The 11363-nt window shown below is 66.0% G+C and carries 11 protein-coding genes, 2 tRNA genes and 1 riboswitch; of the genes, 8 read left to right on the plus strand and 5 right to left on the minus strand.

The features are described from left to right. A partial coding sequence (locus ACFDSW_RS11410; RefSeq protein WP_375250415.1) for an SDR family NAD(P)-dependent oxidoreductase occupies positions 1-694 on the minus strand: 694 nt, incomplete at its 3' end. A gap of 462 nt (positions 695-1156) precedes the next feature. After that, positions 1157-1221 (minus strand) — tRNA-Glu (locus ACFDSW_RS11415). Positions 1222-1344: 123 nt separating this feature from the next. Between ACFDSW_RS11415 and ACFDSW_RS11420 the strand changes: the two genes are divergently transcribed. The 8 genes from ACFDSW_RS11420 (at position 1345) to ACFDSW_RS11455 (ending at position 9668) form a co-directional block, all read left to right on the plus strand. Further along, positions 1345-2613 (plus strand): tyrosine-type recombinase/integrase, encoded by a 1269-nt coding sequence (locus ACFDSW_RS11420; protein WP_375250416.1) that lies wholly within the window; start codon positions 1345-1347, stop codon positions 2611-2613. A 190-nt stretch (positions 2614-2803) separates the two neighbouring features. Further along, complete coding sequence (locus ACFDSW_RS11425; RefSeq protein ID WP_375250417.1) at positions 2804-3766, plus strand: DUF2971 domain-containing protein; 963 nt, start codon at positions 2804-2806, stop codon at positions 3764-3766. Positions 3767-3819: 53 nt separating this feature from the next. Then, positions 3820-3924, plus strand: a riboswitch (SAM-I-IV-variant riboswitch). Between the two features lies 1 nt (position 3925). Continuing rightward, positions 3926-4576 carry a hypothetical protein gene (locus tag ACFDSW_RS11430; RefSeq protein ID WP_375250418.1) on the plus strand — a complete coding sequence of 217 codons (651 nt, stop codon included), beginning with the start codon at positions 3926-3928 and terminating at the stop codon, positions 4574-4576. Continuing rightward, positions 4569-4898, plus strand: coding sequence for a hypothetical protein (locus ACFDSW_RS11435; RefSeq protein ID WP_375250419.1), 330 nt, complete (start codon positions 4569-4571; stop codon positions 4896-4898). Before ACFDSW_RS11430 ends, ACFDSW_RS11435 begins: the two co-directional genes overlap by 8 nt. 159 nt (positions 4899-5057) lie before the next feature. Continuing rightward, positions 5058-5243, plus strand: coding sequence for a helix-turn-helix domain-containing protein (locus tag ACFDSW_RS11440; protein WP_375250420.1), 186 nt, complete (start codon positions 5058-5060; stop codon positions 5241-5243). 9 nt (positions 5244-5252) lie between these two features. Beyond that, a complete protein-coding gene (locus tag ACFDSW_RS11445; protein ID WP_375250421.1) occupies positions 5253-5837 on the plus strand; it encodes a hypothetical protein in 585 nt (194 codons plus the stop codon). Further along, positions 5834-8254, plus strand: coding sequence for an AAA family ATPase (locus ACFDSW_RS11450; protein WP_375250422.1), 2421 nt, complete (start codon positions 5834-5836; stop codon positions 8252-8254). Before ACFDSW_RS11445 ends, ACFDSW_RS11450 begins: the two co-directional genes overlap by 4 nt. A 613-nt stretch (positions 8255-8867) precedes the next feature. Then, positions 8868-9668 (plus strand): surface-adhesin E family protein, encoded by an 801-nt coding sequence (locus tag ACFDSW_RS11455; protein ID WP_375250423.1) that lies wholly within the window; start codon positions 8868-8870, stop codon positions 9666-9668. Positions 9669-9680: 12 nt separating this feature from the next. On the opposite strand, the gene ACFDSW_RS11460 is transcribed toward ACFDSW_RS11455, so the two are convergent. The 3 genes from ACFDSW_RS11460 to ACFDSW_RS11470 all read right to left on the minus strand — a co-directional run. Further along, positions 9681-9983 carry a hypothetical protein gene (locus ACFDSW_RS11460; RefSeq protein WP_375250424.1) on the minus strand — a complete coding sequence of 101 codons (303 nt, stop codon included), beginning with the start codon at positions 9981-9983 and terminating at the stop codon, positions 9681-9683. Between the two features lie 90 nt (positions 9984-10073). Then, positions 10074-10149 (minus strand) — tRNA-Glu (locus ACFDSW_RS11465). Positions 10150-10266: 117 nt separating this feature from the next. Then, a partial coding sequence (locus ACFDSW_RS11470) for a 3-deoxy-7-phosphoheptulonate synthase class II (RefSeq protein ID WP_375250425.1) occupies positions 10267-11363 on the minus strand: 1097 nt, incomplete at its 5' end.

Genomic DNA, 11363 nt, shown 5'->3' on the forward strand with positions numbered 1-11363 from the left:
GCCCACCGCAAACATACAGCGTCTGCCCGGTAATGAACCCGCTTTCCTCCGCCAGCAGGAATGCGACAGCGTGCGCGATATCCGCCGGTGTGCCCAAGCGCCCGACGGCGGTGCCCGCCTCGATCCTCGCGCGGGCAGGCGACCCCTCCGGATTGGCAGCGCGAAACGCCGGGGTATCGATCGGTCCCGGAGCGACGACGTTGGCGGTGATCCCGTGTATTCCGAGTTCCAGCGCCATCGTGCGCGTCATGCCGATCAGCGCGGCCTTCGATGCTGAATAGGCGGTGCGGTTGACCTTCCCCAACGCCGCCCTGCTCGCGATCATAACGATCCGCCCGAACTGCTGCTCGCGCATTATCGGGATCATCGCCTGGCTCACGATGAGGGCGGCGCGCACGTTGACCGCCATCGCGCGATCGAAGTCATCGTCGGTCGTTGCGACGACGTCGGCGGGTCGCCCCGTCGCCGCATTGGCGACCAGTCGGGTCGGGCGATGTGCCTCAATGACCTGTATGAGCGTCTGGCGCAATTCGCTGGGGTCGCCGAGGTCGACCGCGAAGAACGTCTCTCCGTTGCACTGCTCTTCCGGCGCGACGCGATCGAGGTTGACTACGCGATGGCCCGTCTTGACGAGATGCTGGCACAAACCGCGCCCGATCCCCCCCGACCCGCCCGTGACGACAACCGTCTCCATATGATCCTCCGCCTCCTCACCGTCGGCCGTGCAACCGATCGATCCGGCGGATGCTCGTTGCTGGGGAGGGCGAACAGTGTTTCGTGGTGCCATGTTGCGGCAATCGCAACACAAACGAACCTCGCGCGTCGGCATTGTCCCGTGCTTTCGGGCCCGGCTGTATATGGCGCCCAAGCTGCGCGCGTTCGTGGACTAGCGTCACACGACGTGATCACGCGGTGTCACAACCGTTCGGTTAGTGGACGCCCGGTGGGAACATGTCGATGTCGAGGATCCAGTGAGAGACCGCCTCGGGGAACGCCATCACGGCGATAGCGCGCGGCTTCACGCTATCGCGCTGGCCGCTGCCGATCGCGTCATGGCAGGTGACCGGATGTGCCGTTCATGAACGGCTTGTGGGAAAATTCTTCGGGCTTGTGGAAACCGCCGAGGATGCCCCGGAAAAACCGCGAGATCTCAACCTGGTGACCCCTACGGGACTCGAACCCGTGTTTTCGCCGTGAGAGGGCGCTATGCCGATCTTTGTCGAACGCTCGCGATCGGGCGTAAACCGCTCTTTACGTTCATGTTCCTCTGGCGAACGTACTTGTCAGTTCGCCCTAGTCCGCCTAGGTTTATAGCCGAACCATTACCGAAGTCGGGAGTGAGCGATGGGCAGAGCGGTGCGGGATGCGCGGTTGGACAAGCGCGATGCACGGCTGAAGCTATCGCCTCGAAAGGAGCCCTATTGGCGGCTGATCGGCGAGGGCGCGCACCTGGGCTACTATCGCGGCAAACGTGGCGGGCGATGGGTCGCGCGGCACCGTCTGCCCGGCGGCGGCTCCGGCTACAGCAAGACGACGCTAGGCGAGGCAGATGACGTGTGCGACGCGGACGGCGCGAACGTGCTGTCCTTCCGGCAGGCTGACGCGGCGGCGCGCGCGTGGTTCGACAAGGTGGTGCGCGGCGATGCCCGCCCTGCTGGGCAGCCCTACACCGTGGGCGACGCGCTCGACGACTACATGACCCATTTCACCGGCAAGAGCGTCACCGCGACGCGGAGCCGCGTCGATGCGATCATTCGCCCGGCCCTGGGCGGCCTGGAGATCGACAAGCTCACGGCCAAGCAGATCGGAGAGTGGCACAAGGAACGGGCCGCGTCGCCTGCCAAGCTGCGGACGGGGAAGTTCGCGAAGGAGCAGAACACCCGCGTGGCGGCTGACGAAGACGCGAAGCGCCGTCGCCAGTCCACCGCCAACCGCGACCTCACAGTTCTGAAGGCAGCATTAAACCGGGCGTTCCGCGAGGGGGTGGTCCGATCGGATGAGGCATGGCGCAAGGTCAAGCCGTTCAAAGCAGCGGACGCCGCGAAGGCGCGCTATCTCACCGATGATGAGGCGCGACGGCTGGTCAATGCAATGGACGCGGGCTTCCGACCGATGGCCCAGGCTGCGATGCTGACGGGCGCACGCTATGGCAGCCTAGCCAAGGCGAAGGTGCGCGACTTCGATCCGCAGTCGAACACACTGACGTTGCCCGACACCAAGGGCGGGCGAACGCAGATCGTCTACCTGGAGGACGAGGGCGCGGCACTGTTCGCCCAGGCGGCAGCCGGGAAACGCGCCGACGCCCTGTTGTTCATTCATTCGAGTGGCCGGCGCTGGGGGCCGAGCGAGCAGGCGCGCTACCTCGACGCTGCCTGCACGGCGGGGAAGGTCGAGCGCTGCACCTTCCACGACCTGCGCCGCACCTATGGCGCTCGTCTGGCGCGCGCGGGTGTGCCGATGGCTGTGATCGCCGAAGCCCTGGGGCACGCAGACGAGCGCATGACGCGGAAGCACTACGCCCACCTCGCGCCGTCCTACGTGTCGTCGACCATCCGCCAGCATGCGGCCGGCATGGGCATTGTGGCTCGGACGAACGTGGTGGCACTGCGCTAAGTCCGGCAGCGCGTACGAACTAGGGGCGGGTAAAGACCCATGCCCGGACGTTGAGGCTGCCTTTGTAGCTTCTCAAACCAAAGCCGACGCGCGTTGATGGGAGCTTTTCGCCCATTCGCGTTTCACGGCTACTTAGGGGGCGATGCAAAGTGTGCTTCCGCCGACGCGATCAGCGCGATACCCTCGTGGAATGGGCGAGAACGAAGCGATCACGGCGCTACAGGAACTGGCGTTTCCCTATGAAACACGACGCTTCCAGGAGGTGTTCCAAAAGGGCCTAAAGATGGCCCACTACACCACCGCCGAGAATGCCGCGCTGATCCTTAAAAACAAGACGCTTTGGCTGAGAAACGCGCAGTTGATGAACGACTTCTCCGAGGTCGCATACGGCACAGCCTGCCTAATTGCCGCCCTTCAGATGGGCATCGGGGCGCAACTGGAAGCTGCGCTAAATGGAGCACATCCTGGCCTCTGGAACGCAATTGCCGACTTCATCTACAAGGTGGAATGGCAGTCGCGAACCCAAACCTATCTGACCTCGCTTTCGGCGCACGATCCGGAGGACTTCCTTGGGCGACTATCGATGTGGCGCGCGTATGGTGGCCCTACGTCGGGTGTCGCGCTTATTTTCAATACGGAAGTCTTCGAGAATGACGCTGGCCAGCTGAACACTTATTCCAGCCCGGTCGCTTACGGGAACGAAGCGGTACTGTTCTCAAATTTGAAAGAGGTGGCTGACGGGCTGACGGCGAACATCGATACGATCAAGCAGGTACCGTTCCAGAACGCGCAGTCGATCATAACGAACGCGCTCCAATTCGCCACGCTATCGTTCAAGCACCCCGCATTCGTGGAGGAGCAGGAGTGGCGCGTCATCCACCGACCGCTCTCCGACCCGTCACCATTCATCCAGACGAGCATCGAAACGGTCCGCAGCATTCCGCAGATGATCTGCAAGGTGCCTCTATGGGATCAGCCAGGATTGAATATGCCTTGGATGAACCTCGACAGGCTGCTCGACAGAATTATCATCGGGCCTTGCGTCTACCCAAATCAGGTCGCGTGGGCGTTCCAAGAAATCCTACGCGAGTTAGGCATCAACGCAGCAGGCAAAATTTCAATTGCGGCTATCCCGCTGCGGCAACAGGGCTGAACCTGGATCGACTGCACAAGCTTGACACTCGCCTGTGATTGACCGCATTTGTTCGTCAGCATCCAGACTGGGCTCTTGCCCAGGCCAACCTGCCTCCTCGGGCAAGGTGGCGAGCCAGCGAGGCGATGCGGCCGGCGACGGCAACAAAGCGAGGCGAGCATGTCCGAGTGGAGCGCGATTGAGCTGAAGGCTGGGCAGCACGCCAGCCCGGCCGACGGCTTGTGCCTGATGGAGGCTGTGGCGCTGTTCGCGGGCGAGCGGCACGGCGACTGGCCTTATTGCGTCTGCCCCGCGCTGATCGAGTTCGGCCGCGTCCTGAACGATGCACTGCCCGATCGCCGGCGCACGGCCATGCTGCTGCCCCTGGTGCCGGTTCTGGTGGGCACGCGCGAGCCGGGCTGCACCGGCGATGGCCTCAACCCCTCGCCGCTGGGGCGGCAGCGCGCGGCGGCGCTGGTGGCGTGGTGTGTAAACACGCTGCCGAACAAGCCGGCCGTGCCCGACGGCGAGGAGGGGCAGCGCCGGGCTGCCTCGCTGGAGGAAGCGCAGGACGCGCTCCGCTTCGGCCAAGCCCAGCACGCGGCGCGAGCGGCGGCAGCGGCCGTGGCGTGGGCGGCCAAGGGAGCGTGGCACCGCAGCCTGGGAGAGGCGCTGATCCGGCCCGTGTCGCCCAGGCAGGCGGCGGAGGAAGCCAGCCATGCGGCGCTGGCCGTGTGGCAGGAGGCGATCAACGCCTACCGCGACGCCGCCCTCCTGGGTCGACCGGCTATGGCCCCGTTAATACCGGCGGTGGAGCGGATCGATGGGTAGGCCGGTCGTGACGCTCGGTTGGGAGGGCGGCAGCCCAGGGCATAGCGGCTCGGTAGTTATCCGCGCATCGCGCCGTGGCTTCATCGTCGACGACGAGGTCGACAGCTACGGCCCGTTCGGCACGCTCGACGAGGCGTTGGCACTCAACACGTTCCACTTGGGCGACACGCCTGGGCCGGTGCTGATCTGCTCGCCTGAGGTCGCCGGATCGGCGGCGCTAATGGCGGCGGCGCTGGACCTCGCAGGCAGCTCAGGCGGTGAGGTGTGCATCAACGGCGTGCGGCACGTGCGCACTGCGGAAGGTGAGCTGCGCAGGCGCTGACGCGCCGGGCGGCAAACGGTGTCCATGTGTCGGTGGGCTGCCGGTATGACCGGTTCTGACCTGATGAACCCATCGGTTCTCCATTGCGGTGGCCATGTCACTGCGGGGACCGATTAGGGCGTCAGGACAATGGGCATCCCGCCCCGAAGGAACCGCAACATGCCTGCGATCGAACCTGTCCTCGTCTCCGTAGACGCCGCCCGCGCAATGCTCGGGGGCATCGGGAAGACCAATCTCTACGCCATGCTCTCGGCCGGCGACCTGGAGAGCGTGAAGCTGGGCAAGCGCCGGTTAATCCGTGTGTCGTCCATCCAGGCCCTGGCTGATCGCGCGGTGGCAGCGTGAGCCGCTACAATGTCGAACAGCCAAGGGCAGCGCGAACGCCCTGAACGCGAAAACGGCTCCGCCGGGTTGCCGCCCAACGAAGCCGTGAATGCCAACCCTACTCCTAAGGAAAGCACCATGTGCTATATAGCACTTCTAGCGGAGCGCCAAGATGATTGGCGCTCACGTGGCTACAACGCCGTTCTGCGCAACCCTCCCGATGCCTGGGGCGAAGGCGACGAAGGTGAGCCCGAGGGCTGGGCCGTCGACCACGACAACCTCGACAACGTCCTGCACGCGCCCGATGCGATCGAGCGCTTCGGTTTCGAGCTGTTCGATTTAATCGAACCCGTCGAAGGATCGTGCCTTCGGCGGTCCCTGGGTCGTCACGTCCTCTTTGCCGGGCAGGGTCAGGCCGCTTTGCTCGACGACGTGCAGATCACAAGGATTGCACGATGCCTAGAGCGGCGCGGCGGCACCTTCGATTTCGCCTGTCACGACGAGGCGGAGATCGACTGCGAAGCCAACTACCAGCGGTTCGCCGACCTGCTGCGCACCATGCCCGTCCGCGAGTTCGAACTGACACTACGCGCGCAGGAAGGAGCTGCGGCATGAACGCCCCCGCTGCCGATCGCGCGGCGATCGAAGGCTTCCTCGCTCGGGCGGGCGGGGAAGCAATCCACCTCGTTGCCATTCCGGCGGAGGGCGGCTCGACCCAAGGGCGATGGTTCGGTGCCGACGCTCCTGCCGCCGCCGCCTGGGCAGCCGACCGAAACGCGGGAGGAGCGAACATCTACTGGTCGCCCAATGCCGTTCGGCCCGGCTTGGGCAAGAAGGCGCGGAAGGAGGACGTAGTCGCCGTCCGCTTCGCTCACGTCGACGTGGACCCGCCGAAGGATGGGCGCGCGTTCGACAAGCAAGCGGCCGTGGCGGCACTGCGGAAGGCCGCCCCGCCGCCCAGCATCATCGTTGACAGTGGCGGCGGCGTGCAGGCGCTATGGCGGCTGGCTGGCGATGTAGTCAGCTCCGCCGATGTGGAGGGCATCAACCGCTCGCTCGTGGGCCAGTTCGGCGGCGACCCGGCCTGCTGGAACGTGGACCGCGTGCTGCGCGTACCCGGCACGGTCAATCTCCCAACCGCTCGGAAGCGTGCCAGCGGCCGGGTGCCCGCGCTGGCGACGGTGCTGGAAGCCCAGGGCGGATCGTCTACGCCCGAGGCGCTACGTCGGGCATATGATGCCGGGATGACGCCAGAACGCGCTGTGGCGACTCCTGCGCCCGCCCTAGGCGTTGTTCCTGCATCGCTGGCCCGGCTCGGCATCACGCCCGATGATCCGCTCCACACGCTGCTTACCGACCCTCCCGGCGAAGACCGCTCCGCCGATACCTTCGCCGCTGCATGTGACATGCATCGGTGCGGCGTCGACGCCGAGCAGATCGTCGGCGTGCTACTCGATCCCGAGCTGGCGATCAGCGCCCACTGCCTCGCGCAAGCCGATCCCGAGCGAGCCGCGCGTCGGGCGGTCGAGCGTGCCCAGGCGGCAGTCGCCGTCGACGGTGACGGGTTCGGAGTTTTGGTCGAGGCGAGCCGCGCGGCGTCGGCGATCAGCGCCACGCCCTTCGCATGGCCAGCAGCGCACACCATCCCGCCCCGGCGCTGGCTCTACGGCCGGCAACTCCAACGTGGCAACGTGTGCGCGATCGTCGCTCCCGGCGCGACCGGCAAGACCGCGCTGACCGTCGGCATGGCACTTGCGATGGTGAGCGGCAGGCCGCTGCTGGACCACGAGGTGCATGGCGGTCCCCAGCGGGTCTGGCTCTACAACTTAGAGGACGACGCGGATGAGCTGGCGCGCTCTTTCAGTGCGGCGGCGTGGGCACATGGGATCGATCCCGGCCCCGACGTGGCTGGCCGCTTGTTCGTCGACAGCGGATTGAGCGGGCCGGGGCTGTGCACGGCGAAGCAGGTCCGCCACGGCTTCACGGTGCTGGAGCCGGTCTACGCCGCGCTCAAGGCCGAGATCATTGCACGCCAGATCGACTGCCTGATCGTCGACCCGTTCGTAAGCAGCCATCAGGTTAACGAGAACGACAATGGCGCGATCGACGCCGTTGCCAAGGAATGGGCGAAGGTCGCGGCGGCAACGGACTGCGTGATCGTGCTCGTGCACCACACGTCCAAGGCGGCCGGCGCGGAGGTCACGGTCGATCGGGCGCGAGGTGCCAGCGCCCTGCCAAATGCCGCGCGCTCGGTTCTGGTGCTGAACCGCATGACACCGGAGGAGGGGCAGCGCTTCGGGATCGAGCCCGGCGAGGAGCGCCGCTTCTTCCGCGTCTACAACGACAAGTCGAACCGCGCACCGGCGGCGGCCGAAGGCGACTGGCATGAGATCGTGAGCGTCGACCTGCCCAATGGCGAGGGCGATAACTGGATCGGCGACAGCGTCGGCGTCGTGTCGCGCTTTTATCCGCCCGCCATCGGCCCGGCCGAACCACTCGCGCCCACCGTCGCCGCCGAGGTGCAGGCGTTGATCGCGGAAGGCGAGTGGCGGGACAGCGAACGCGCCGAACGCTGGGCAGGTAAGGCAGTGGCCCAGGTGCTCGGGTTGGACCCCGACGACAAGGCTCAGCGTGCGCGCGTCAAGGCGGTGCTGAAAGAGCTGCTGGCCGAAGGCACGCTGGCGAAAGTGGAACGGCGGGACGGTCACCGGGAAATGCGGACCTGGATCGTTCCCGGGACTGCCCAGGGGCATGTCGCAAGAAACAACGACATGGCCGAGGAAGCTTCTGCCGCAATGGTGCCGCATCGCGGCAGCAGCACTACGGCACCACGGCAGGGTGCCGATGAGCCTCCGCGCCGCAGTGGAACCCCCTTTAGGGGGTCCACCACTGCGGCACGGCACGGCGGGGCAACATCCGATCAGGTCCGCGAGGAAGTCGTAGAAAAGCGACGAGTTGCGGAAATGGCCCGCGTCGCGCCTGGGCAAACCCCTGCCGCGCCGCTGGAGAGCGACGGGAGCGAGTTCCTGTGAGCGCGTCCGCCCTGCCGCCCCAGCGCGGCGACTTGGTGCTCGAACCCATGAAAGGTCAGGTTCCGCCGTTTGACGCTGCCGACTTCGTCCGAGCCGCGCGCCTCGCGTCAGCTCCGACGCAAGCTCCGCGTTCTCCTCGCATCCCGCCGCCACCCGGCTGGGCACCACCTCACCAGCAGTTCGACCGCTATGCGATCGACTGCCAGCCCGATGATCCAAACGACGTGGCCGGCTGGGCGCGCTGGCTGCGCGCACTGGATGAGCAGGGTTCGAGCAACAGCTACCTCAAGTTTCGCTGGAAGCATGGCGACGACCGCAAGGCGCGACGGGTGCTTCTCCGCCTCGCCACGTCGATGGGCCTACCAGCCGGCCTGTGCGCGGCCATGGGCCTCATCCCGCTCCGCCAGCAGTGCGGGGCTTGGGCGAGGCAGGCAGGCCGCCCCTGCCGAAATTACGCCGGCCCGAATGGCCGCTGCCGCTTCCATGGCGGCCGATCGCGCCCGCCACGTGGCAATAAGAACGGGCAGAAACATGGGCATTACTCCGCCGAGGCGAGACGAGAGCGGTATGCAGCGGCTAGAGCTGCTGCCGAACAGAAGAAGGGGGAACAACTATGAAGACCTGCGCGGCGGCGAGGGCCGCACTGTCCCTGCTTGCGATCACATCTGCGGCCCCGGCTTGGGCTGGGCACTGGTGGATCGTGCTTCAGAAGGACGCCGTCGGCAACAGCATCTTGGCGGACGCCGACACAATCGAGGAGGCTGACCAAAACCGCAGAACGATTTGGACGCACAAGTTCTACTCGACGCCCGAGGAGAGCATGTCGAGCGCCGCCGTCCAGTATGAGGTCGACTGCAAAGAGAGGGCGCTGCGCGAACGGCTCTATACCGATTACGATGCCGGTAGTGCTGTGTTGCGCAGGGGCGACAACACGCAGACGGATCAATGGCACGTAGTCAGCGGCGGCAGCGTGGGCGCGTCCATCGTCGACTTCACCTGCGTCGGCGCAGCCGCCCGCAAGGCCAGCTATCTGGAGATCGCCCCGTCTGCCGACTACCGCGAAGTGGGAAGGTTCTACGCCGATCCCCGCCCGGTGGTGACCATGCCTTCCGCTCCCAGTCCCGCACTGTCACCTCGTCCGGCCGCATCGACCGCCGCCATGCAGGCTGGGCAGCGCTACAAGGCGTGCGCACTGGCTGCCGCTCGGCGGTTTGTGGCATCGGGCGAGACAGCCCCGGTCGTTGCCGACGCAGCCCTTGCTGACTGCGCTTCCAGCCGGCGTGCCCTAGCGGCGGCCTTCGCGGCCGACCCCGCGATGCGCAGCGGCTCGGCGGAGATCGCGATGGAGCGTTTCGACCAACTCCTACGCCAGCAGGTGCAGCTTGAAGTGGTTCGGGCGAAGGCACGGCGCTAAGCACCGTGTGGCCTAGTTCGGCAGCGCCTCGCGCTCGAAGGTGAAGCCGGCCGCCATGATCGCATCCGCAAGCTCGGGAAAGTAGCGAGGTTCCAGCACCAGCGCGTCGCCTGCCCAGCTTGCTTCCTCGTTGACCTGCGCGTGCAGCCACGCCTGGGCCGATCCGGTGATCGGCTCTATCGAGACGAGTCCGCCGTGTTTGCGGGCGATAAACCCGGCACCGCTGTTGGGCGGGGCGGTGAAGGCAAAGAGCGGGTCACGAGTGTTTACCGGAACGGCGTATCGCAAGTCGCCGACGCTGTCACGGCCGCCCAAGTTCGCTCCCGTTCAGCAGCGCTTATAGCCGAACCGTTGCCGAAAATCGCTCCAGCCAGCACATTAAGGGTGCTAACCTACTGCTTTTGCTGGTGACCCCTACGGGACTCGAACCCGTGTTTTCGCCGTGAGAGGGCGACGTCCTAGACCGCTAGACGAAGGGGCCGCGTGCGGTGGAGGCGGGCGTCTATCCGGGGGCGGGGGCGGCGTCAAGTCGGTTGCGGTTTTCACCGCCATTTGCCCGAGGTCGCCGCCCCCATGTTTCGGTCCGTTCCGACAGGCGTTACGCCGCCTTGCGGCGTTCTGCCATCTCGGTGTTGAGCATCTCCGCCAGCAGGAACGCCAGTTCGAGGCTCTGACCGGCATTGAGCCGTGGATCGCAATGCGTGTGATAGCGATCCGCGAGGCTCTGCTCGGTGACGTCGATCGCGCCGCCGGTGCATTCGGTGACGTTCTGCCCGGTCATCTCGGCATGGATGCCACCGGCATGGGTGCCTTCCGCACGGTGCACTGCGAAGAAGCCGCGCACCTCGGCGAGGATACGGTCGAACGGGCGGGTCTTGTAGCCCGTCGCCGCCTTGACGGTATTGCCGTGCATCGGATCGCACGACCAGACCACCGGATGCCCTTCGCGCGTGACGGCGCGTACCAGCCGCGGCAGATGCGCCTCGATCTTGTCATAGCCATAGCGCGTGATCAGCGTCATGCGTCCGGGGACACGCCCGGGGTTGAGCGTGTCGAGCATCCGCAGCAGCGCGTCGGGATCGAGCGAGGGGCCGCATTTCACCCCGATCGGGTTGCCGATGCCGCGCAGATACTCGACATGCGCCGAGCCCTCGAACCGGGTCCGGTCACCGATCCACAGGAAGTGCGCCGACGTGTCATACCAGTCGCCGGTCAGCGAATCCTGTCGCGTCATCGCCTGTTCGAACGGCAGCAGCAGCGCTTCATGGCTGGTATAGAAGATCGTCTGCGATAGCTGCGGCACTGTATCGGGGTTGATCCCGCACGCTTCCATGAAGTCGAGCGCCTCGCCGATGCGATCCGCGGTTTCGGCGAATTTCGCCGCCCAGGGGCTGCGCCCCATGAAATCATGGGTCCAGCGATGCACCTGATGGAGGTTGGCATAGCCACCCTGCGCGAAGGCCCGCAGCAGGTTCAACGTCGCCGCCGATTGCGCATAGCCGCGTAGCATTCGCTCCGGATCGGGCACGCGCGACTCGGGGGTGAAGCCGATGTCGTTGACATTGTCGCCGCGATAGCTGGGCAGTTCGACGCCATCAATCGTTTCGGTCGGCGCGGAGCGCGGCTTGGCGAACTGGCCAGCCATCCGCCCGACCTTCACCACCGGCAGCTTCGAGGCATAAGATCGGAAGAGCG

The organism is Sphingomonas sp., from assembly GCF_042091075.1.
In the GTDB taxonomy this organism is placed as follows: Bacteria; Pseudomonadota; Alphaproteobacteria; order Sphingomonadales; family Sphingomonadaceae; genus Sphingomonas.